The 21,819-nt window shown below is 71.1% G+C and carries 17 protein-coding genes and 1 tRNA gene; 13 read left to right on the forward strand and 5 right to left on the reverse strand.

The genetic code is table 11. The annotated features are described in order from the left end of the window. The first annotated feature begins 4 nt into the window (after positions 1–4). Complete coding sequence (locus AB5J56_RS36750) at positions 5–622, forward strand: hypothetical protein (RefSeq protein WP_369239375.1); 618 nt, start codon at positions 5–7, stop codon at positions 620–622. 112 nt (positions 623–734) lie between these two features. Next, positions 735–3,467, forward strand: a complete 2,733-nt coding sequence (locus tag AB5J56_RS36755) for a Tat pathway signal sequence domain protein (RefSeq protein ID WP_369239377.1) — start codon at positions 735–737, stop codon at positions 3,465–3,467. A 22-nt stretch (positions 3,468–3,489) separates the two neighbouring features. Here AB5J56_RS36755 and AB5J56_RS36760 read toward each other — a convergent pair whose 3' ends face one another. After that, positions 3,490–5,901: an SCO7613 C-terminal domain-containing membrane protein gene (locus AB5J56_RS36760; protein ID WP_369239379.1), complete on the reverse strand. Its 2,412-nt coding sequence runs from the start codon at positions 5,899–5,901 to the stop codon at positions 3,490–3,492. A 128-nt stretch (positions 5,902–6,029) separates the two neighbouring features. Between AB5J56_RS36760 and AB5J56_RS36765 the strand changes: the two genes are divergently transcribed. Together AB5J56_RS36765 and AB5J56_RS36770 are read left to right on the forward strand one after the other, a co-directional pair. Then, entirely contained in the window at positions 6,030–6,488 is a 459-nt protein-coding gene (locus tag AB5J56_RS36765; RefSeq protein WP_369239381.1) for an SRPBCC family protein, read from the forward strand. Positions 6,489–6,527: 39 nt separating this feature from the next. Further along, positions 6,528–6,599, forward strand: a tRNA-Val gene (locus AB5J56_RS36770). A 73-nt stretch (positions 6,600–6,672) separates the two neighbouring features. Here the strand turns inward: AB5J56_RS36770 and AB5J56_RS36775 are convergent. Continuing rightward, positions 6,673–7,398 (reverse strand): 3'-5' exonuclease, encoded by a 726-nt coding sequence (locus AB5J56_RS36775; protein ID WP_369239383.1) that lies wholly within the window; start codon positions 7,396–7,398, stop codon positions 6,673–6,675. A 169-nt stretch (positions 7,399–7,567) separates the two neighbouring features. Between AB5J56_RS36775 and AB5J56_RS36780 the strand changes: the two genes are divergently transcribed. From AB5J56_RS36780 to thrS, 3 genes are all read left to right on the forward strand, one after another. Next, positions 7,568–8,134, forward strand: coding sequence for a DUF4365 domain-containing protein (locus AB5J56_RS36780; RefSeq protein ID WP_356145364.1), 567 nt, complete (start codon positions 7,568–7,570; stop codon positions 8,132–8,134). Further along, positions 8,131–9,348, forward strand: a complete 1,218-nt coding sequence (locus AB5J56_RS36785; protein WP_369239385.1) for a hypothetical protein — start codon at positions 8,131–8,133, stop codon at positions 9,346–9,348. The genes AB5J56_RS36780 and AB5J56_RS36785 overlap by 4 nt, the downstream gene beginning before the upstream one ends. 101 nt (positions 9,349–9,449) lie before the next feature. Beyond that, the gene (gene thrS, locus AB5J56_RS36790; RefSeq protein WP_369239387.1) at positions 9,450–11,426 is read left to right on the forward strand and encodes a threonine--tRNA ligase; all 1,977 of its coding nucleotides are present in this window, start codon (positions 9,450–9,452) and stop codon (positions 11,424–11,426) included. A gap of 27 nt (positions 11,427–11,453) precedes the next feature. Here the strand turns inward: thrS and AB5J56_RS36795 are convergent, their stop codons facing one another. After that, the gene (locus AB5J56_RS36795; protein WP_369239389.1) at positions 11,454–12,113 is read right to left on the reverse strand and encodes a potassium channel family protein; all 660 of its coding nucleotides are present in this window, start codon (positions 12,111–12,113) and stop codon (positions 11,454–11,456) included. Between the two features lie 67 nt (positions 12,114–12,180). Between AB5J56_RS36795 and AB5J56_RS36800 the strand changes: the two genes are divergently transcribed. Next, the gene (locus AB5J56_RS36800) at positions 12,181–12,741 is read left to right on the forward strand and encodes an HIT domain-containing protein (protein ID WP_369239391.1); all 561 of its coding nucleotides are present in this window, start codon (positions 12,181–12,183) and stop codon (positions 12,739–12,741) included. Between the two features lie 50 nt (positions 12,742–12,791). Here the strand turns inward: AB5J56_RS36800 and AB5J56_RS36805 are convergent, their stop codons facing one another. Continuing rightward, positions 12,792–14,459 carry a hypothetical protein gene (locus tag AB5J56_RS36805; RefSeq protein WP_369239393.1) on the reverse strand — a complete coding sequence of 556 codons (1,668 nt, stop codon included), beginning with the start codon at positions 14,457–14,459 and terminating at the stop codon, positions 12,792–12,794. A 191-nt stretch (positions 14,460–14,650) separates the two neighbouring features. After that, positions 14,651–16,849, reverse strand: coding sequence for an elongation factor G-like protein EF-G2 (locus tag AB5J56_RS36810; protein WP_369243014.1), 2,199 nt, complete (start codon positions 16,847–16,849; stop codon positions 14,651–14,653). A 228-nt stretch (positions 16,850–17,077) separates the two neighbouring features. Between AB5J56_RS36810 and pgsA the strand changes: the two genes are divergently transcribed. The 5 genes from pgsA (at position 17,078) to pdxS (ending at position 21,810) form a co-directional block, all read left to right on the forward strand. After that, positions 17,078–17,806: a phosphatidylinositol phosphate synthase gene (gene pgsA / locus AB5J56_RS36815; protein ID WP_369243016.1), complete on the forward strand. Its 729-nt coding sequence runs from the start codon at positions 17,078–17,080 to the stop codon at positions 17,804–17,806. After that, the gene (locus tag AB5J56_RS36820) at positions 17,803–18,777 is read left to right on the forward strand and encodes a phosphatidylinositol mannoside acyltransferase (RefSeq protein ID WP_369239395.1); all 975 of its coding nucleotides are present in this window, start codon (positions 17,803–17,805) and stop codon (positions 18,775–18,777) included. Before pgsA ends, AB5J56_RS36820 begins: the two co-directional genes overlap by 4 nt. Continuing rightward, positions 18,774–19,934: a glycosyltransferase family 4 protein gene (locus AB5J56_RS36825; protein ID WP_369239397.1), complete on the forward strand. Its 1,161-nt coding sequence runs from the start codon at positions 18,774–18,776 to the stop codon at positions 19,932–19,934. Before AB5J56_RS36820 ends, AB5J56_RS36825 begins: the two co-directional genes overlap by 4 nt. Before the next feature lie 252 nt (positions 19,935–20,186). Then, the gene (locus tag AB5J56_RS36830; protein ID WP_369239398.1) at positions 20,187–20,732 is read left to right on the forward strand and encodes a hypothetical protein; all 546 of its coding nucleotides are present in this window, start codon (positions 20,187–20,189) and stop codon (positions 20,730–20,732) included. Between the two features lie 154 nt (positions 20,733–20,886). Beyond that, on the forward strand, positions 20,887–21,810 hold the full coding sequence (gene pdxS, locus AB5J56_RS36835) for a pyridoxal 5'-phosphate synthase lyase subunit PdxS (protein WP_369239400.1): 924 nt from the start codon (positions 20,887–20,889) through the stop codon (positions 21,808–21,810). Positions 21,811–21,819: the final 9 nt, after the last annotated feature.

Raw genomic sequence — 21,819 nt, forward strand, 5'->3', positions numbered from 1 at the left:
CGCGATGAGCCAGGTTTCCGAGGTGTCCGAGGTACCCGTCAAGGCGCGCCGCGCGCCGGGGGAATCCGTGTTCGCCGAGCGGTTCGCGCTGTTCGCGGAGTGTCTGCTGACGGGCGTGTGGATCGCGGTCGCCGCGCTGGGACTGGTCACGTATCCCGCCGCGTTCGCCGCCGGAGCACGGCACCTGAAGCGGCGTACGGCCCATGAGGGCGGTGGCCTGCGGGAGTTCGTCGCGGACTTCCGGGCCGCCGTGCGCGGCGGCTGGCTCGCCGGGCTCGCCGGCTGGGGTGCGGCGCTCGTGGTCGTCGTGGACGTCCAGGCCGTGCGCTCCGGGATTCCCGGCGGTCCGGTGGTCGGGGCCGTCGGCGTCCTCGCGCTGATCGGTCTCGGCGTCGCCGGGCTGCGTGCGGCGGCGTCCTGGGAGCCCGGCGCCCGGTGGCGGGCGCTGCTCGCGGACGCCGGGCGCCGTACCGTCCTCGATCCCGTCGGATCGTTCCTGCTCATCGGCGGACTGGCCGTGGTGGTCTGCTCCGCCTGGTTCGCCCTGCCGTTGGCGGTGCCCGTCCTCGGGGCCGTCGCGGCGGCGGCCGTCGCCGTCGAGGAACGGTACCGGCGCCGCTGACGCACCACCCCCGCACCACAAGGTCGGCGCCCCCGGGCGCCGTACCTCTCTCTGTCATGCCCCTGACTTCCGCAGGAAAGCTTCCCGCACGGAAAGGAAAGGCTGAGCTCTCATGTCTCCCATTCCCCGCAGGTCCCTCCTCAAGGCGGCAGCAGCCGCCGGAGCCGCCGCCCAGTTCAGCTGGGCCCTGGGGACCACCAGTGCCCAGGCCGCCCCGAGAGCCGAGGCCGCCGACGCGGACCCGGTGACCCTGGACTGGCTGGAGGACGGCGGTCTCGGCGCCGCCCCCGGCTCCACCGTCGGCGTGCCCTGGCCCAAGGGCGCGTACCAGCAGGACCAGACGTTCGCGCTCACGGACGCGGACGGCAAGGCCGTACCCGTGCAGTCCTGGCCGATCGCGTACTGGCCCGACGGCTCCCTCAAGTGGACGGCGCACGCGGTCAGTTCCGGCTCCGGGAAGCTCACGCTCGACGCCGGTTCGCCCACTGCGCCCGCGAAGAAGGTCACCGTCGACAAGAGCGGCGGCACCATCGACATATCGACCGGCGTCATCACGGCGAAGATCGGCAAGAGCGGCTCCACGCTGGTCAAGTCCGTCGTCCGCGGTTCCACGGAGATCGCCAAGAACGGCCGGCTGGTGCTGATCCGGCAGCCCGAGATCGAGGACGAGGACCAGGGCGCCGAGAAGTTCGAGCGCTTCGAGAGTGCCATCGGCGAGGTCACGGTCGAGCAGGACGGACCGGTCCGCGCCGTCGTCCGCATCGACGGCAAGCACCGCAAGGGCGACCGCAGTTGGCTGCCCTTCTCGATCCGCCTCTACTTCTACGCGGGCGCCGACTCCTTCCGCATGGTGCACACCATCACGTACGACGGCACCCAGGAGCCCGGCAAGACCAGCGGCGACTTCATCCGCGGACTCGGCGTGCGCTTCACCGTCCCGATGCGCGACGCCGCGTACGACCGGCACATCCGCATCGGCGGCGAGGGCACCGGTCTGCTGCGCGAGGCGGTCAAGGGCATCACCGGGCTGCGCCGCGACCCGGGCGCGGCCGTGCAGGCGGCCCAGTTCGCCGGCGAGAAGCTGCCCGACCCGTCCACCTGGGACCAGCGGGTCACCACCCGCCTCCAGTACATCCCCGAGTGGGGCGACTACACCCTCTCCCAGCTCTCCGCCGACGGCTTCGCGCTGCGCAAGCGCACCAAGAAGGGCTACGGCTGGATCGGCGCGGGCGGCGGCGGGCGGGCGTCCGGCTTCGGCTACGTCGGCGGTCCGAGCGGCGGATTCTCCTTCGGCCTCAGGGACTTCTGGGAGAAGTACCCCGCCCAGCTCGACATCCGCGACGCGCAGACCGACGAGGCCGAGGTCACTCTCTGGCTCTGGTCGCCCGAGGCGAAGCCGATGGACCTGCGCTTCTACCACGACGGCATGGGCCAGGACACCTACGCCGAACAGCTCGAAGGCCTCAACATCACCTACGAGGACTACGAGCCGGAGTTCGGCACGCCCTACGGCATCGCCCGCACCTCCGAACTCCTCTTCTGGGCCAATGAGTCGACGCCCACACCCGAGAAGCTCGCCGAGCAGGTCCAGGCAGTCCGCACGCTTCCGCAGCTCGCCGCCGCACCCAAGCACCTCATCAAGGCCAAGGTCTTCGGCGGCCTCTTCTCCGAGCCGGACCGCTCCACCACCCCCAAGGCGAAGATCGAGGACCACCTCGACTTCCTCTTCACCTATTACAAGGACCAGGTGGAGCAGCGCCGTTGGTACGGCTTCTGGGACTACGGCGACTTCATGCACTCCTACGACACCGTGCGCCACCAGTGGCGCTACGACGTCGGCGGCTACGCCTGGGACAACTCCGAACTGTCGCCGGACATCTGGCTCTGGATGGCGTATCTGCGCTCGGGCCGCTCGGACATCTTCCGCTTCGCCGAGGCACTGACCCGGCACACCGGCGAGGTCGACGTCTACCACCTCGGCAAGTGGGCGGGCCTCGGCACCCGGCACGGCGTGCAGCACTTCGCCGACAGCGCCAAGCAGCAGCGCATCGCCAACACCACGTACCGCCGCTACTACTACTTCCTCACCGCCGACGAGCGCGTCGGCGACCTCATGCACGCCAACGTCGACTCCGACGAGACGTTCCTCGTCCTCGACCCGATCCGCAAGATCCGCACCGAGCCGTACACGCCCGACCGGCACGCGCTGTCGATCGGCTTCGGCACGGACTGGAGCGGGCTCGTGTCGGCGTGGCTGACCGAGTGGGAGCGCAAGGGCCCCAAGTGGGAGAAGGCCAAGGCGCGCGTGCTGTCGACGATGGAGACCATCGCCGCGCAGCCCAACGGCTTTGTGCAGGGCAGCGGCCTGTACGACCTCGACACGGGCAAGTTCGCCATCGCGACCGCACCCGTCGTCTCCGTCTCGCACCTGTCGGCGGTCTTCGGCCTCAACGAGCTGTGCGCCGAACTGATCGACCTGGTCGACGTGCCGAAGTTCAAGGACGTCTACCTCGACTACTGCCGCTACTTCAACGCCACCAAGGCCGAACAGGCGGCACGCTACGGCTCCAACTTCGGCAGCCTGCTGCTCTTCCAGGGCCACTCACGCCTGGACGCGTACGCCGCCGTACAGACCGGGGACGCGACGCTCGCCAAGCGCGCCTGGACGAAGTTCTACAGCTCCGACGGCTACATGGAGTCCTCGCCCTGGAAGACCGAGAAGCTGAGCGGCCCGGTCACCCTGGTGCCGGGCAGCGAGGCCAACTGGGTCAGCTCCAACGACACCGCCCTGTACGGCCTCGCCGCCATCGAGAACCTGGCCCTGCTGGGCGACAAGATGCCCTAGCCGTAAGCCAGTTGAGGATGCCCTAATGCATCCTCCCCAGCACCTCCCGCACTCGCCGCGCGTCACGGATCCGCTGCTCGTATGTGGCACCCAGCGCGAGCAGCACCAGACCGGCGAGTGCGGGAGGCACCCAGCGCGGCAGCGCGTCGACCACCTGGACGATGTACGGGGCGAGTTCGTGCAGCGCGTCCAGGGTCAGCACCACGGAGCCGACGGCCAGCGGCGCCTGCAACCGGTGGCGGGCGCCCACCAGGGTCACCGCGAGCGCCGCCGCGCCGAGCAGCAGCGGTCGCAGCCAGTGCGGATCGCTCCACGCCGCGAAGAGACTCGGCACCAGCGTCACCGACAGACCCGCGCCGTACGCCGTCCAGGACGAGACGGCCATGTCCTTGCGGCGCCTCAACACCCCCACGAGCAGCGCCGGAACGGTCACCGGCAGTGTGTACGCCTCCGGGGAGCCGACTTCCCAGGCCGCCAGCCGCACCCAGGCGGCCAGCACGAAGAGCGCGCCGGCCGCGTAGCCGAGCTGCCGTCGGTCCTCGCGTACGGCGGTGCCCGCGGCGATCACTCCGCACAGCGCGAGCACGAGCGCCAGCATCGGCGGATCGGCGAGCGTCAGCCCGATCGCCAGCAGCCCGGCACCGGCCCCCGTCACCTCGACGGGCACCGTCACGGGGGAGCGGCCCAGGCGCGCCGCGAGCAGGGCCGCCGCCACGGGCACGGCGAGGACCAGCAGCGCGGTGTGCTGCGGCTGCCAGTCGGAGCGGGCGCCTACCGCGCAGGCCAGCGCGGTGGCGTACGCGAGAGCGGCCGGGGCGGCCACCGGGCCGGGACGCCGACTCCCCGCTGCCGTCGCCGCGAACAGCACGGTCAGCGCGGCGAGGGTGCTCAGCGTCGCCGTCTCGGAGGCGAGCGAGAGGAACGCCAGGCCCAGGGACGTGACGAGCGCCAGGAGGGTTCCGGTGAGAGGGAGGGGAGCCGAGGACGGCTCGGCCGGAACCGCATACACAGCTGCGGCCAGCACCGCCGCCGTGATCAGTCCCTGAATCAACAGGGTTGCGTTGTACGGGACTTCGAGCGTCGCCGGGAGGAGGAACGCCGCCGCCCAGGTGAGGGCCAGGGCGCCGCTCAGCGCGCGTGGGCGCCACTGCGTGCCCCCGCTCGCCACCGCCAGGACCCCGGCGACCGCGGCGAGCACGAGGGGAGCCAGGGCCATGTGCGCGGGCCAGGGGAGGTCGCCGGGCAGCGCGTCGCGGGCGTTCGCCGGAGCGCCGGACCAGATCCGCGTGACCCGGTCGACCGGGCCCAGGACGACGGCCGTGACCACGGGCAGCGCCCACACCACGGCGAGCCCCTGCGCGACGGCGGAGGCGAGCACGAGACCCCGCCGTACGGGCTCGGGGAGGCGCGGACGCACCGCCGCCAGCACCGCGATCCCGCACACCAGGTAGCCGGGAACCGTCCAGTCGTCGGGCAGCGCCGAGCGCAGCAGGCCGCCGAGCGCCGCGACCGTGATCAGGCCGCCGGCGAGCGCCGTTCCGGTGCGGGTGCCCGGCTGCGGAGCCCGCCACGCGGTCACCAGGGCGATCGCGGCGGCGAGGAGGAGGAGCGCCGCCGCACGGGCGGCGGCGCTCGGGCCGGAGGCTGTCCAGGAGAGCCATCCGGCCGCCAGGGTGCCCCAGCCGCCCATGCCGTACGCGCCGACGACGGCGACGACTCGGACGGACTTCAGGGGCGTGCGGAGCGCGAGGGCCGTGTCGAACGCGGCCGTCGCAAGGAGCGCGGCGGTCATGGTGCGGTCGCCCGCGCCGGCCGCGCCCGTCCAGAGGAACAGCGGGAACTGGGCCGTGACCAGGGCCGCGGGCAGCGGCAGCCCCAGCGGGAGCCGAACGTCCGCGCCGGCCTCCCGCTGCCCGCGAGACCCGTCGAGTGCGAGCCCGTACGCCGCCCACACCGCCGCCAGTACCGCCGAGGCGGCGGCCGCGTACCCGAGGCCGTCCGTGTCCGCGAACGCCACCTCGTACAGCGCGTAGACGTCGAGCACGGTCAACGCGAGTGCCAGCCCGGCCAGCGCCTCCGCGGTCGAGCGCAGCCCGCGGCGCAGCAGCGGCACGGGAGCGCCGAGCGCGGCCAGCGTCACCGCACCGAGTACCAGTGCCCGCCCGGCGATCCCGAGGTGCCCCCAGCTGACCACCGTGAACGCGATCGCGGCGACGGTCAGCAGGACACCGCCGAGCACCAGGAGCACGTTCTGGACACCGGGAGCGGTCGCCTCGGGCCGGCGTGCGGCAGGCGGGGGCGGCGTCCACACCGGCTGCAGCACGCGCAGCAGCCAGGCACGGCGCTCCAGCAACTGGGCCCGGCGGGCGTCCAGTTGCCGCAGCTCGGCATCGAGGAGCCGCAACTCCTCGGCCGGGGGCGGGATGTTCATCATGCTTCGCAGTGTGGTCCCGGTCACGTGCCCCGGCATGAGTGCAGGTACTCAGGTCGTACTCAGATACGACACAGGAAGGCCAGTACCGATCTCCCGGCAGAGGTGCTGGGCAGCGGCACACTCGGCTCATGGACTGGAGCCGTTACCGCTTCCGCAGCCTCTGGGTGCTGCCCGCCCCGCCCGCCGACGTCTACGCCGCCCTGGAGCAGGCCGACGACTATCCCCGCTGGTGGCCCCAGGTGCGCGAGGTACGGCGCATCGACGACCGCAGCGGCGACGTCCGGATCCGCTCGCTGCTTCCGTACGACATCACGTTCACCGCGCGGGAGGTGCGACGCGACCCGGCGGCCGGAGTCCTGGAGATAGCCATGACGGGCGACCTCGACGGCTGGGCACGCTGGACCGTCACGGCCGACGGGCCGGTCACCCACGCCCGTTACGACCAGGAGGTCGAAGTCACCAAGCCTCTGATGCGGCGCCTCGCGGTGCCGGGACGGCCGGTCTTCCGTGCCAACCACGCGCTGATGATGAGGGCCGGGCGGCGCGGACTTCGCGCATACCTGCGGGAGACGCGCCAAGCGGTTTGAACGAAACCGGCGGGGACCTGTATTGTTCAGTGCGTTCCCGGGCGATTAGCTCAGTGGGAGAGCGCTTCGTTCACACCGAAGAGGTCACTGGTTCGAACCCAGTATCGCCCACCCGGAGAAAGCCGGTCCGTCACAGACGGACCGGTTTTTCTGTTCCCTGCACCTTCTTCTTCGCGCCTCTTTCCTACGCCGCCGCCGGCAGGTCCGGCCGCAGCGGCCACGCCGGATCCACCACCTCCGGAGTGCCACTGCGCGCGAACCACGCCTGCAGACCGCGCGCCTGTGCCGCATGCCACACCGACTGCAGAGTGTGCAGCTCGGCGGGGGAGAGCCGCTCCAGGCGGGCCGCGAATCGGCGCCCCACCGCCCGTACGACCTCCATCGCGGCCAGCGCGTCCGCGCCCGCGTCATGGGCGCCCTCCAGCACCACCTCGTAGTGCGCGCACAGGTCGGTGAGCGTGCGGCGGCCCTTGCGGTAGCGGTCCAGGTGCTTGTCGAGGACCCGCGGATCCAGCACGCGCAGCGGCGCCGACTCCAGCCAGTGATCGAGCGAGGAGGCGCGATGGCGGCGCAACTCCCGGTCCAGGATGGTCAGATCGAACGGCGCGTTCATCACCACCAACGGACGGCCCGCCGCCGCCTGTTCGCCCAGAGTCCGGGCTATCTCCTCCATCACCGGCGACGGCCAGCGGCCGTTGCGCTGCAGATGTTCGTCCGTCAGCCCGTGCACCGCCGTCGCGCCCGCGGGCACCGGCACTCCCGGGTTCACCAGCCACCGGGTCACCCGCGCACGGGAACCCGGGGCGTCCTGGACCACCACGGCGGCCGACACGATCCGGTCGGTCTCGACATCCACGCCGGTGGTCTCCGTGTCGAACGCGGCCAAGGGGCCTTCGTACCAGCACGTCATACCTACACAACTCCTCGTTCACCCACGGCAGCTGACGCACCGTCTTCTGCCCCGTTTGGTGATACCCGGGCTGTTTGCGCCGTACGCCGGGAGGAGACAACAGAGGTACGGGTCTTTGCAGTTCAGGGGCTCGTCGCAGCGATTCACCGGTTCTGGAAGGCTTTTGGTCATGGCGATAGCGCAGCCCGAACGGGGCGGGCTGCTGCCCGAGCGCACGGCACCCCATCGCGGCAGCCTCGCCACCACCGCCTGTATGGAGACACTGCAGGTGGGCTATCTGCACGCCGTCGCCGCGGCGGCGGGATGCTCCCTGTCCCAGCCCTTTCCGGACAACGGCATCGACTGGCACGTCAGCCACAGCGCCCCCGGGCACACGGTCGACGACGAAGTCACCATCAAGGTGCAGCTCAAGTGCACGTACCAGATCCCGCCGAACCCTCCGGGCCCCGCCTTCTCCTTCACGCTCGACAACGACCACCTGGCGAAGCTCGCCCGCACCCCGGTCTCGGTGCACAAGATCCTGGTCGTGATGCTCGTGCCCAGATCCCAGGACGAGTGGCTGCGCGCCAGCCACGACCGCCTCGACCTGCGGCACTGCTGCTACTGGACCAACCTCGCCGGACACGCCGTCACCGGCCGGCGCAGGACAACCGTGCGGATACCGACCTCGCGCATCTTCGACGACCGGGCGCTCTGCGAGATCATGACGCGGGTCGGGACGGGAGGCAGACCGTGACGCACCGCCCGATCGACGAGACCCTGCGGTCGGTGAGGCCGCATCCGGCCGAGACCGACTGGAGCCGGCCGCCCGAGCCCGGCCAGGTCGACCCCGCCGTCCTCAGCGCGCTGCTGCACCGCCACGGCTGGCAGCGCCGCGGCGGAGCGGCGGGACGGTACGGCCGGTGGACCCCACCCGGGCCCGGTGGCGGCGGTACGAGCCTGCTCGTACCGGAGAACCGGGCCTTCCCCGACAGTGACGACCTGCTCGGCGAGGCCCTCGTCGCGCTCTCCCGCAGCGGGTCCCCCTCCGCACGCGACGTGCTGGTCGCGCTCGCCGTGCCCAGCGATGAGATCCGCTGGTCGCGTGACGTACCGACCGGCCCCGCCGGCGCCGCGCCCTGGACCGTAGAGGAGCGGCTGCGCGCCGCCGCCCGCCAGATGCTGCTCGCCGCCGCGCTGGCCATCCGCGGGCGTGCCGGCTATTACGGCGCCCGGCACCGCGGGCCCGCCGCCGCGTCCCTGGACACCGTGCTCGTCGGCGCCGAGCCCGGCGGCCACCACCTCACCGCCTTCGTGCCCGTCACCACTGGGCGACCGCTCGCCGTACGGCTCTATCAGGCGCTGTACGCCGCCCGTGAGGCCATCGACTACCAGCGCGCCACCGGTGGCATGGACGCCTTCGACGGGGCCGTCACGGCGGGCGTCAGTCACGAGCTCACCGAAGCGATCGTCGCGCTCGTCCGCGGTACGGAGGGCGCCCGGATCTCCGTCGAGTGGGCCCCCGCGGCCGGGGCCCCCGAGGGCTGCGCGACCCCCGCCGAGCCCGTCGAGTTCTCGCCCGGCGACCTGCCCGTGCTGCGCGAGGCTGGGGCCCGCTTCCTGCGCGAGGAGCCGTCCGTGTCGGTGCGGATCACCGGAACCGTCGTGCGGATGCGCAGGTCGGGACCGCGCGGTGAGGGCTCCGTACGGCTGCGGGTGCTCGCCGGCGCCGAGGTGCCGTATGTGCGGATGACCCTCGACGAGGAGGCGTACCGCATCGCCGGTCACGCCCACCTGGTCGGGTTGCCGGTCCGGGTGCACGGGCGCCTGGAGAGCCGCGGCGGCTTCCGCAGACTCACCGACGCCTCCGGGGTCGTCCCGGTGCAGGTCGACGAGGCCGAGCGGGACCGGCTGATGAAGTCGTTGCAGGAGAACCTGGACTTCTTCGAGGAGGCCTGCAGCGGGGACTGAAGGAACCGTTTCGCGGAGGGGACCCCGGGCTCGGTACGATCCTCAATGGCGCGCGCCATGGAAGAGCGGTGTGCGTGACCCCCTTCAGTCAGGAGAGACCGGTGTCAGACGTCCGTGTGATCATCCAACGCGATTCCGAGCGGGACGAGCGCGTGGTGACGACGGGCACTACGGCCGCCGAGCTCTTCGCCGGTGAGCGCACCATCGTCGCGGCCCGCGTGGGCGGCGAGCTGAAGGACCTCGCGTACGAGGTGAAGGACGGCGAGACCGTGGAGGCCGTGGAGATCTCCTCCGAGGACGGTCTGAACATCCTGCGCCACTCCACCGCGCACGTCATGGCCCAGGCCGTGCAGGAGCTGTTCCCCGAGGCCAAGCTGGGCATCGGCCCGCCGGTCAAGGACGGCTTCTACTACGACTTCGACGTCGAGAAGCCGTTCACGCCCGAGGATCTCAAGGCCATCGAGAAGAAGATGCAGGAGATCCAGAAGCGCGGCCAGCGGTTCTCGCGCCGTGTGGTGACCGACGAGGCGGCCCGCGAGGAGCTGGCGTCGGAGCCGTACAAGCTGGAGCTCATCGGCATCAAGGGTTCCGCCTCCACGGACGACGGCGCGGACGTCGAGGTGGGCGGCGGCGAGCTGACCATCTACGACAACCTCGACGCCAAGACCGGCGACCTGTGCTGGAAGGACCTCTGCCGCGGTCCCCACCTGCCCACCACCCGCAACATCCCGGCGTTCAAGCTGATGCGCAACGCCGCCGCGTACTGGCGCGGCAGCGAGAAGAACCCGATGCTCCAGCGCATCTACGGCACCGCCTGGCCCTCCAAGGACGAGCTGAAGGCGCACCTCGACTTCCTCGCCGAGGCCGAGAAGCGCGACCACCGCAAGCTGGGCAACGAGCTGGACCTGTTCTCCATCCCGGACCAGATCGGCTCCGGCCTCGCCGTCTTCCACCCCAAGGGCGGCGTCATCCGCCGGGTCATGGAGGACTACTCGCGGCGCCGCCACGAGGAGGAGGGCTACGAGTTCGTCTACACCCCGCACGCGACGAAGGGGAAGCTCTTCGAGACCTCGGGCCACCTGGACTGGTACGCCGACGGCATGTACCCGCCCATGCAGCTCGACGAGGGCGTGGACTACTACCTCAAGCCCATGAACTGCCCGATGCACAACCTGATCTTCGACGCGCGCGGCCGCTCCTACCGTGAACTGCCGCTGCGCCTCTTCGAGTTCGGCACGGTGTACCGGTACGAGAAGTCGGGCGTCGTGCACGGCCTGACCCGCGCCCGCGGCTTCACGCAGGACGACGCGCACATCTACTGCACCCGCGAGCAGATGGCCGACGAGCTCGACAAGACGCTCACCTTCGTCCTGAACCTGCTGCGTGACTACGGCCTCACGGACTTCTACCTGGAGCTGTCCACCAAGGACCCGGAGAAGTTCGTCGGCTCCGACGAGGTCTGGGAGGAGGCGACCGAGACCCTCCGCCAGGTCGCCGAGAAGCAGGGCCTCCCGCTGGTCCCGGACCCGGGCGGCGCCGCCTTCTACGGCCCGAAGATCTCCGTCCAGACCAAGGACGCCATCGGCCGCACCTGGCAGATGTCGACCGTGCAGCTCGACTTCAACCTGCCGGAGCGCTTCGACCTGGAGTACACCGGCCCGGACGGCTCCAAGCAGCGCCCGGTCATGATCCACCGGGCCCTCTTCGGCTCGATCGAGCGGTTCTTCGCCGTGCTCCTGGAGCACTACGCCGGCGCGTTCCCGGCCTGGCTGGCGCCCGTCCAGGCGCTCGGCATCCCGATCGGCGACGCGCACATCGAGTACCTGCAGAAGTTCGCCGCCGAGGCGAAGAAGAAGGGGCTGCGCGTCGACGTCGACGCCTCCTCGGACCGCATGCAGAAGAAGATCCGCAACGCGCAGAAGCAGAAGGTGCCCTTCATGGTCATCGCGGGCGACGAGGACATGGCCGCCGGCGCGGTCTCCTTCCGCTACCGCGACGGCTCGCAGGAGAACGGCATCCCGCTCGACGAGGCCATCGCCAAGATCGCGAAGGTCGTCGAGGAGCGCGCGCAGGTCTGACGCGTACCTGAGAGGCCCCCGGAAAGCTCAGCTTCCCGGGGGCCTCTCCTCGTCCCCCTGCCGGGAGAACACCTGGAGCAGCCACGACGAGAACGACCCGGTCACCGCGCCCAGCAGCGCGAGCCCGCAGGACATCAGCCCCACGGCGATCGTGCGCCCCAGTGGTGTCACCGGGGTCACATCCCCGTACCCGACCGTGGCGAGCGTGGAGCACGTCCACCACACCGAGTCCCCGAAAGTGAGGATCGTCGCGTGCGGCGCCTCGTGCTCCTGCTGATAGACGGCGAGGGCCCCGGCGAAGCCCAGCAGGGACGCCGACAGCGTCGCGTACGTGATCACGCGCGCGTGCAGCGCGAGGCGGGGCTCTCCGCGCCGCCGCTGCACGGCCTCGTAGACCCGCACCACCCGCACCGGACGCAGCAGGGGCAGAACCAGCACCAGCGTGTCCAGCCAGTGCGTCCGTACGAAGCGGGGCCCCTGCCCGCTGAGCCGCCAACGCACCGCGTAGTCGACCGCGAACACCCCCCAGGCCCCGAAGATCGCCGCGAGACAGAGGTCCTGCCAGGCCTCGGGCAGCCCGTGGGCGAGTACCAGTACCGCGTATGCGGCGAGGAAGAGCATCGATGCCAGGGCCAGGAGCCCTCCGGTGCGCCGCTCCCACCGGCCTTCTCCACTGTCGTCGTCCATCGCCCCAGCTTGGCCGCAGGCGCTTTCGCACAGGCCCCGGCGACACGCCGCGAACGGGCGAAGCAATATGCTGCACACCATGACGAGTGAGCCGGAGCAGCAGATCGGAGTCGGGACGCAGGACGCGTTCCAGCGCTTGTGGACGCCCCACCGGATGGCGTACATCCAGGGCGAGAACAAGCCGACCGGTCCGGGGGCCGACGACGGCTGTCCGTTCTGCTCGATCCCCGCCAAGTCGGACGAGGACGGGCTCATCGTCAAGCGCGGCGAGCAGGTGTACGCGGTGCTCAACCTCTACCCGTACAACGGCGGCCATCTCATGGTCGTGCCCTATCGCCACGTCGCCGACTACACGGACCTGACGGACCCCGAGACCGCCGAGCTCGCCGAGCTGACCAAGCAGGCCATGGCAGCCCTGCGCACCGCCTCCGGCGCGCACGGCTTCAACATCGGCATGAACCAGGGCACGGTCGCGGGCGCGGGCATCGCCGCCCACCTCCACCAGCACATCGTCCCCCGCTGGGGCGGCGACACCAACTTCATGCCGGTGGTCGGCCACACCAAGGTCCTCCCCCAACTCCTCGCGGACACCCGCAAGATGCTGGCGGACGCCTGGCCGCAGGCCTGAGAGCGCAACCCAGCACATCCTCAGGCGACCGCACCCCCGCCGGAGAGGCGCTACGCGTCGTACACGTCCGCCTTCCGAGGCATGGGGTCCTGCACCAGGTTGCTCAGGAACGACGACCGGTTGCCGAACTTCTCGGTGTCCACGCCGTTCTCGTCCAGCACCCGGATCGCCGCAGCGTGCACCACGCGCAGCACGGGCGTCGCGGCGCGCAACGCGTCGTCGGCCATGAACCGGTGCCGCCACGGCTTGTCGGCCCAGGCGTGCCGCAGACCGAACGGCTCCGGGAGCACCAGGCTGCCGCCCAGCCAGTTGAGGAACGACGGAGCCCAGGTGAAGGGTGCGCGGGCGGCGAGGCGCACGACCTCGTCGGCGGTGACCAGCGGGAGAGACACCTTGCGGGTCTCCCAGAACCTGATCGACTTGGCGACTTCCTTCGTCGGGGCCTCGGGCTTGGTCGTGAAGAGGGAGTGCACGGGCCCCAGCGCATGCCCGGTGACCTCGATGCGCAGCGTCTCGTGCAGCACGGTCACGGTGATCAGCATGGTGATGACCAACTGGCCGTCCCAGAGCGTCCACTGGCAGCCCAGGTAGTGCCGGTCGCCGCTGCCGAACTGCTGCTTGTTGCAGATGTCCTGTATCGCGTGCGACTTGACCGTGTACGCGTCGACGTCGGTGCCGCCCGGCCTGGCCACCGCCTTCGCGTTCTCACCGATCGGCGTGACGACCCAGTGCTTGATCGAAGGGGCCGGAAAACCACCGGTGTTGAGCGGCCCGCGCTCCAGCATGCGGAGCTGGTCGTGGATCGAGCGTATGACGTCCCAGCTGCGGAACGGATGGATCTCCCGGCCGGCCTCGCGCGGCACCAGGTCCTCGGCCAGCTGCCAGCTGCCCCAGCGGGTGCCCATGCCGAGGATGCCCTTGGGCCCCGCGTAGAACACGGAGTTGGACTGCTGCTCGGCGCTGAGCCGGGCCAGCGACTGGCGCAGCCGCTCCGCCGCGGACTCACCGGGACTGCCCGGCACCGCCTCGGGGATCTTGGCGCCGATGCCGCCGCCGGCCAGCAGACTGTCCCAGCGCTCGCGCAGGTCCTTCGCCGTGCGCTCGCAGATCTGCTTGGCCCACAGCCATCCGACGACGGGGATGACGATGGACGCGCGTGCGTACCAGGCCCAGAAACCGGTGAACGGCATCTTGACGAGGAAGAGCACGGCGAGGGCGCCGACGGCCACCAGGAGGGTGGTGGCGAGGGCGGAGGCCCGCTTGTCCTCGCGCTTGGCTATCTGGGTGCGGATCTCGAAGACCAGCAGCCAGACGAGGAGCCCGGGCAGGAAGAGCAGCCCGCACAGCACCATCACGGCCGACAGCCAGTTGTCGCGCTCCCGGCGGATGTTGTTGGCCGCCAGGCAGTGCTCGACGATGACCTGCGGTTCGGTGCCGAAGGACTGGATGAGCGGCTTGCGGCCGGCGCCCAGCATCCGGTCCCGCACCGACAGCGAGAACGCCTCACCGAGGTTCGGCTTGAACAGGGAGATCCGGCCGGCCTTGACCGCGGAGACGTGCCACTCGCTGTTGGCCTTGAGTATCTCCTCGACCTCGTTGTCCCGGTACGCCGCGGAGGCCAGCGCGAACGTCGCCGCCGTCTGTCCCGCGGAGCCCGAGAGCGGCACCTGTGCCCCGGGAGAGAAATCGAATCCGTCGTCCGCCACTGCCGCCCCCATCGCCGCCGTACCCGCCCTTGCGGCTTTTCCCGACTTCCGTGCCCCGCACACCTGTTGATCAGGTCGTCATCCTGATCGCGTCACAACTTGATCAGGTCATCAGCGTATCGGCAGCCACGGACATCCGTCGGCGGACGACATAAGCCGTCCGCCGAATCGGAAGCGAGCCGCTGCGAGCGCCCGAGGAGCAACTACGAGGCGTCCTTGATCTGTTCGCGGATCCTCTCGGCGACCTGCGGCGGCATCGGCTCGTGCCGGGCGTAACGGCGGTCGAAGCGCGCGGTGCCGTGCGAGAGGGAGCGCAGGTCGACCGCGTACCGGTCGATCTCGATCTCCGGGACCTCGGCCCGTACGAGTGTGCGGTTGCCGCCCGCCTGCTCGGTGCCGACGACCCGGCCGCGCCGCCCCGACAGGTCGCTCATGACCGCGCCCACGTAGTCGTCGCCCACCAGGACCGTCACCTCGGCCACCGGCTCCAGGAGATGGATCCTCGCGTCGGCGGCGGCCTCGCGCAGGGCGAGCGCGCCGGCGGTCTGGAACGCGGCGTCGGAGGAGTCCACCGAGTGCGCCTTGCCGTCGAGCAGGGTGACCCGGACGTCGAGGAGCGGATACCCGGCGGCGACTCCCTTGGCGGCCTGGGCCCGTACGCCCTTCTCCACGGACGGGATGAACTGCCGCGGCACCGCCCCGCCGACGACCTTGTCGACGAACTCGATGCCGGAGCCGTTCGGCAGCGGCTCGACCTCGATCTCGCAGATCGCGAACTGGCCGTGGCCGCCGGACTGCTTCACATGGCGGCCGCGCCCCGCCGACCTCGCCGCGAACGTCTCCCGCAGGGAGACCTGGTGCGGGATCACGTCGACCTGGACGCCGTAGCGGTTGCGCAGCCGTTCCAGGGCGACGTCCGCGTGCGCCTCGCCCAGGCACCACAGGACGACCTGATGGGTGTCCTGGTTCTGCTCCAGGCGCATGGTCGGGTCCTCGGCGACCAGCCGTCCCAGGCCCTGCGACAGCTTGTCCTCGTCGGCCTTGCTGTGCGCCTGGATGGCGAGCGGCAGCAGTGGGTCGGGCATCTGCCACGGCACCATGAGCAGCGGATCGTCCTTGGCGGACAGGGTGTCGCCGGTCTCGGCGCGGTTCAGCTTCGCCACGCACGCGAGGTCTCCCGCGATGCAGTGCGTGAGGGCGCGCTGCTGTTTGCCGAACGGCGTGGACAGCGCGCCGATGCGCTCGTCGACGTCGTGGTCCTCGTGCCCACGGTCCGCCAGCCCGTGCCCGGAGACGTGCACCGTCTCGTCGGGGCGCAGGGTGCCGGAGAAGACCCGTACGAGCGAGACACGGCCCACGTAGGGGTCGGAAGCCGTCTTCACGACCTCCGCCACCAGCGGCCCGTTCGGGTCGCAGGCCTTGATCTCGCGCGCCTTGCCTTCCGGGGTGGTGACCATGGGTGCCCGGCGCTCCAGCGGCGTCGGGAAGCCGCCGGTGATCAGTTCGAGGAGCTCGACCGTGCCGAGGCCCTGGCGGGATCCCTCGGCGGCGGGGGCGCCGGCCAGCACGGGGAAGAAGGTCCCGCGCGCCACGGCCCGCTCCAGGTCCTGGACGAGGGTCTTGAAGTCGATCTCCTCGCCGCCCAGATAGCGGTCCATGAGGGTCTCGTCCTCGCTCTCGGCGATGATCCCCTCGATCAGCCGGTTGCGTGCCTCCTCGATGAGCGGGAGCTGGTCGGGGCCCGGCTCGGCCTCCTTGCGCTCCCCGGAGGAGTAGTCGAACAGCCGCTGCGAGAGCAGCCCGATCAGGCCGGTCACGGGCGCGTGCCCGTCGGGTCCCGGCTCGCCGTGCAGCGGAAGGTACAGCGGCAGTACGGCGTCGGGGTCGTCCCCGCCGAAGGCCTCCGCGCAGGTCCGTGTCATCTCGTCGAAGTCGGCGCGGGCGGCCTCCAGGTGGGTGATCACGATGGCCCGCGGCATGCCGACCGCCGCGCACTCCTCCCACACCATGCGGGTCGAGCCGTCCACGCCGTCCGAGGCGGAGACGACGAAAAGGGCCGCGTCCGCCGCCCGCAGACCGGCCCTCAACTCCCCGACGAAATCGGCGTATCCGGGAGTGTCCAGAATATTGATCTTGTATCCGTCCCAGTCGACGGGTACCAGGGAGAGCTGCACCGAGCGCTGCTGCCGGTGCTCGATCTCGTCGTAGTCGGAGACGGTGCCGCCGTCCTCCACGCGGCCCGCCCTGTTCACTGCTCCCGCCGTCAGCGCGAGAGCTTCCACCAGAGTCGTCTTGCCCGATCCGCTGTGGCCGACCAGCACCACATTCCGTACGGACGCGGGTTGGTCGGCCGCTGTAGCCCTGCCGGCGGCTCCGGGGTGTGCGTTCGCCTTGTCGCCCATGGCCTTGCCTCCCGTGCACGGTGAGGTCTCTGTGGGCGCGGACATGCGAAGCCGCGTGCGGTGGCGGCTCCGGTGACGCCCGCGGTGCTTTCGAGCTTTGCACTCGTGTCACGGTGCGTCCATACGGCGGACGTGATCGTGCCGGATGACGTCGGTTGCGAGCCATCCGCCGGATCCGGAGGCGGGCTGCGGGTGCCCGAACGTCGCACAAGCGCACGCGTGGCTACGATGGGCCAGCCGGTGGCCAGCAGGGGCCGCTCGGCCACACCGACCCTCGGGAAGGCCATGCTGAACAAGTACGCGCGTGCATTCTTCACGCGTGTCCTCACGCCGTTCGCCGCATTTCTCATTCGCCGGGGGGTAAGCCCCGACACGGTCACCCTCCTGGGTACGGCCGGAGTGATGGCGGGCGCACTGGTCTTCTACCCCATGGGCGAGTTCTTCTGGGGCACGATCGTCATCACGCTGTTCGTGTTCTCCGACCTCGTCGACGGCAACATGGCACGCCAGCTCGGCCGCTCCAGCCGCTGGGGCGCCTTCCTGGACTCGACGCTCGACCGGGTCGCCGACAGCGCGGTCTTCGGCGGTTTCGCGCTCTGGTACGCGGGCGACGGTGACAACCTTGTCCTGTGCGCGGTCTCGATCTTCTGCCTGGCCAGCGGCCAGGTGGTGTCGTACACGAAGGCCCGCGGCGAGTCGATCGGCCTGCCCGTCGCGGTCAACGGCCTGGTCGAGCGCGCCGAGCGCCTGGTGATCTCGCTGGTCGCGGCCGGCCTCGCGGGGCTGCACAAGTTCGGGGTGCCCGGCATCCAGGTGCTGCTGCCCATCGCGCTGTGGATCGTCGCCGTCGGCAGCCTGGTGACGCTGATCCAGCGCGTCGTCACGGTGCGCCGGGAGTCCGCGGAGGCGGACGCCGCGGCCGCGTCGGAGGCCCGCGACAGCGAGGCCGCCTCGTGAGTGGTCTCCAGGACCGGCTGACGGACGCGGGGTACGCGGCGGGCTGGAGCATCGTCAAGAAGCTCCCCGAGCCGGTCGCCACGCGGCTCGGACGGACGATCGCCGACATCGTCTGGAAGCGGCGTGGCAAGGGCGTACAGCGCCTGGAGAGCAACTACGCGCGCGTGGTGCCGGGCGCGAGCCCAGAGCGCCTCGCCGAGCTGTCCAGGGCGGGCATGCGCTCGTACCTGCGCTACTGGATGGAGTCCTTCCGGCTGCCCGCCTGGAGCGAGGAGCGCGTGAAGGGCGGCTTCGACCCGAAGGACGCCCACTACCTGACCGACGGCATCGCCTCCGACCGGGGCCTCATCCTCGCGCTGCCGCACCTCGGCAACTGGGACCTCGCCGGAGCCTGGGTCACCACCAAGCTGGAGACGCCCTTCACCACGGTCGCCGAGCGCCTCAAGCCGGAATCGCTGTACGACCGCTTCGTCGCCTACCGCGAGGGCCTCGGCATGGAGGTCCTGCCGCACAGCGGCGGCTCCGCGTTCGCCACGCTGGCCCGGCGGCTGCGCGACGGCGGCCTGGTCTGCCTGGTCGCCGACCGCGACCTGTCCGCCTCCGGCGTGGAGGTCGACTTCTTCGGCGAGGCGACCCGGATGCCCGCCGGGCCCGCCCTGCTCGCCCTGCAGACCGGAGCGGTGCTGCTCCCGGTCACGCTCTGGTACGACGACTCGCCCGTGATGCGGGGCCGGGTGCATCCCCCCGTCGATGTCCCGGAAACAGGTACCCGGGCAGAGAAGGCGTCTGTCATGACACAGGCGCTGGCCGACGCCTTCGCCACGGGGATCGCCGACCATCCGGAGGACTGGCACATGCTCCAGCGCTTGTGGCTCAAGGACCTGGACCCGCAGAAGGCTCCCGAGGAACCGCGGACGGCTCCCGAGAACCCCGGGAATCCGCTGCAGGCACCCGAGAAGGGGACCTCGTGAGGATCGGCATCGTCTGCCCGTACTCCTGGGACGTTCCGGGCGGCGTCCAGTTCCACATCCGTGACCTGGCGGAGCATCTCATCCGTCTCGGGCACGAGGTGTCGGTCCTCGCTCCCGCGGACGACGACACCCCCCTTCCGCCGTACGTCGTCTCGGCGGGCCGCGCGGTGCCGGTGCCCTACAACGGATCGGTGGCCCGGCTGAACTTCGGGTTCCTGTCGGCGGCCCGGGTGCGGCGCTGGCTGCACGACGGCGAGTTCGACGTGATCCATATCCATGAGCCGGCTTCGCCGTCCCTGGGCCTGCTGACGTGCTGGGCCGCACAGGGGCCCATCGTGGCCACCTTCCACACCTCGAACCCGCGTTCCCGGGCGATGATCGCCGCGTACCCGATCCTCCAGCCCGCGCTGGAGAAGATCAGCGCGCGCATCGCGGTGAGCGAGTACGCGCGGCGCACCCTGGTCGAGCACCTGGGTGGCGACGCGGTCGTCATCCCGAACGGCGTGGACGTGGACTTCTTCGCGCGCGCCAAGCCCAAGCCCGAGTGGCAGGGGGACACGCTGGGCTTCATCGGCCGCATCGACGAGCCCCGCAAGGGTCTGCCGGTGCTCATGAAGGCGCTGCCCAGGATCCTCGCCGAGCGCCCGCAGACGCGGTTGCTGGTCGCCGGACGCGGTGACGAGGAGGAGGCCGTGGAGACCCTGCCGGCCGAGATGCGCTCGCGTGTCGAGTTCCTCGGCATGATCAGCGACGAGGACAAGGCCCGGTTCCTGCGCAGCGTCGACGTGTACGTGGCGCCCAACACCGGCGGTGAGAGCTTCGGGATCATCCTGGTCGAGGCCATGTCGGCGGGCGCTCCGGTGCTCGCCTCCGACCTCGACGCGTTCGCCCAGGTCCTGGACCAGGGCGCGGCGGGGGACCTGTTCTCGAACGAGGACGCGGACGCGCTCGCCGAGGCGGCCGTCCGGCTCCTCGGCGACCCGGAGCGCCGGGCCGGACTGCGCGAGCGGGGGAGCGCCCATGTGCGGCGCTTCGACTGGTCGACGGTCGGTGCGGACATCCTCTCCGTGTACGAGACGGTGACGGACGGGGCCGCCGCGGTGGCCGCCGACGAGCGGACGGGGCTGCGCGCCCGGTTCGGCCTGGCGCGCGACTGAGCGGTCCACCGAGCTTCATGGGCCCTCGTGTTGCGCACCCGCGCGCGGGGAGGTCGGTTGGGATTACCAACTGACTCGGCTTGACCTGCGCGGACCGTCGCCGCCGAGATGGCCCGGACCCGGCTGCCCACCGAGGCGGCCTGAGGACACGCGGCCCGCGGAACCCGCCGGACTCCTCGTCAGGACACGGCGGATTCCGCTGCGCCCGGGACCTCGCGGAGCGGTGACCGGGCCCCGGTAGCCTTGCCGCCCGTGACCGCAACCCTCATCTGGATCCTCGTCGGCCTCGTCGCCATCGGCCTCTACCTGAGCTGGACCGCAGGCCGGCTCGACCGGCTGCACGCCCGCATCGACGCCGCCCGCGCCGCCCTCGACGCCCAACTGCTGCGCCGCGCCTCGGTCGCGCAGGAACTGGCGACCTCGGGTGTCCTCGATCCGGCCGCCTCGATCGTGCTCTACGAGGCGGCTCACGCGGCCCGGCAGGCCGAGGAGGAGCAGCGCGAGGTCGCCGAGAGCGAGCTGAGCCAGGCGTTGCGGGCGGTCTTCGGGGAGCAGCAGCAGGTCGACGCGGTGCGGGAGGCGCCGGGCGGTGTGGCGGCGGCCGAGGAGCTGGCGCAGGCGGTGCGGCGGGTGCCGATGGCGCGGCGCTTCCACAACGACGCCGTACGGGCCGCGCGGGCGCTGCGGCGGCACCGCACGGTGCGCTGGTTCCGGCTGGCGGGACACGCACCGTTCCCGCTGGCCTTCGAGATGGACGACGAGCCGCCGACGGCCCTCGCGGACCGGCCCGGAGCGTGAGGGCGAGGGGTGGCGGAGGTGGCCGTAGAGCCGATCCGGACCGGCCGCTGGGTCAAAATGAGCCACCGCCTCCCCATTGGCCCTTGCTGTGGCCTGGTCCACTCGCGTTTCCTCGGTGATGCAAGAACCCTCTTTCAGCGAGTGAGGTCGCCCCGTGTCCAGCACGCTCTCCAACTCCGCCCAGCCCACCGAGAACTCTGCGATCGGCACCGCCCGCGTGAAGCGCGGCATGGCCGAGCAGCTCAAGGGCGGCGTGATCATGGACGTGGTCAACGCCGAGCAGGCGAAGATCGCCGAAGACGCCGGTGCCGTCGCGGTCATGGCGCTGGAGCGCGTCCCGGCCGACATCCGCAAGGACGGCGGCGTGGCCCGGATGTCCGACCCGAACATGATCGAAGAGATCATCGAAGCGGTGTCCATCCCGGTGATGGCCAAGTCGCGCATCGGTCACTTCGTCGAGGCCCAGGTCCTGCAGTCCCTCGGCGTCGACTACATCGACGAGTCCGAGGTCCTCACCCCGGCCGACGAGGTCAACCACAGCGACAAGTTCGCCTTCACGACCCCCTTCGTCTGCGGCGCCACCAACCTCGGTGAGGCCCTGCGCCGCATCGCCGAGGGTGCGGCCATGATCCGCTCCAAGGGCGAGGCCGGCACCGGCAACGTCGTCGAGGCCGTCCGTCACCTGCGCCAGATCAAGAACGAGATCGCCAGGCTGCGCGGCTTCGACAACAACGAGCTGTACGCCGCCGCCAAGGAGCTGCGCGCCCCCTACGAGCTCGTCAAGGAAGTCTCCGAGCTCGGCAAGCTCCCGGTCGTGCTGTTCTCGGCCGGTGGCGTCGCCACCCCCGCCGACGCCGCGCTGATGCGCCAGCTCGGCGCCGAGGGCGTCTTCGTCGGCTCCGGCATCTTCAAGTCGGGCGACCCGGCCAAGCGTGCCGCCGCCATCGTGAAGGCCACCACCTTCTACGACGACCCGAAGATCATCGCGGACGCGTCCCGCAACCTGGGCGAGGCCATGGTCGGCATCAACTGCGACACCCTCCCCGAGGCCGAGCGCTACGCCAACCGCGGCTGGTAAGGCGCCACG

The sequence above is a fragment of the Streptomyces sp. R21 genome, assembly GCF_041051975.1.
Taxonomy (GTDB): Bacteria; Actinomycetota; Actinomycetes; order Streptomycetales; family Streptomycetaceae; genus Streptomyces.

Coding starts and splice junctions, on each gene's coding strand:
- AB5J56_RS36810 (WP_369243014.1), bottom strand. CDS start 16,849: ATGGGCGACAAGGCGAACGCACACCCCGGAGCCGCCGGCAGGGCTACA.
- AB5J56_RS36755 (WP_369239377.1), top strand. CDS start 735: ATGTCTCCCATTCCCCGCAGGTCCCTCCTCAAGGCGGCAGCAGCCGCC.
- AB5J56_RS36800 (WP_369239391.1), top strand. CDS start 12,181: ATGCTGCACACCATGACGAGTGAGCCGGAGCAGCAGATCGGAGTCGGG.
- AB5J56_RS36795 (WP_369239389.1), bottom strand. CDS start 12,113: ATGGACGACGACAGTGGAGAAGGCCGGTGGGAGCGGCGCACCGGAGGG.
- AB5J56_RS36805 (WP_369239393.1), bottom strand. CDS start 14,459: ATGGGGGCGGCAGTGGCGGACGACGGATTCGATTTCTCTCCCGGGGCA.
- pgsA (WP_369243016.1), top strand. CDS start 17,078: ATGGGCCAGCCGGTGGCCAGCAGGGGCCGCTCGGCCACACCGACCCTC.
- AB5J56_RS36750 (WP_369239375.1), top strand. CDS start 5: ATGAGCCAGGTTTCCGAGGTGTCCGAGGTACCCGTCAAGGCGCGCCGC.
- AB5J56_RS36760 (WP_369239379.1), bottom strand. CDS start 5,901: ATGATGAACATCCCGCCCCCGGCCGAGGAGTTGCGGCTCCTCGATGCC.
- AB5J56_RS36775 (WP_369239383.1), bottom strand. CDS start 7,398: ATGACGTGCTGGTACGAAGGCCCCTTGGCCGCGTTCGACACGGAGACC.
- AB5J56_RS36780 (WP_356145364.1), top strand. CDS start 7,568: ATGGCGATAGCGCAGCCCGAACGGGGCGGGCTGCTGCCCGAGCGCACG.
- AB5J56_RS36765 (WP_369239381.1), top strand. CDS start 6,030: ATGGACTGGAGCCGTTACCGCTTCCGCAGCCTCTGGGTGCTGCCCGCC.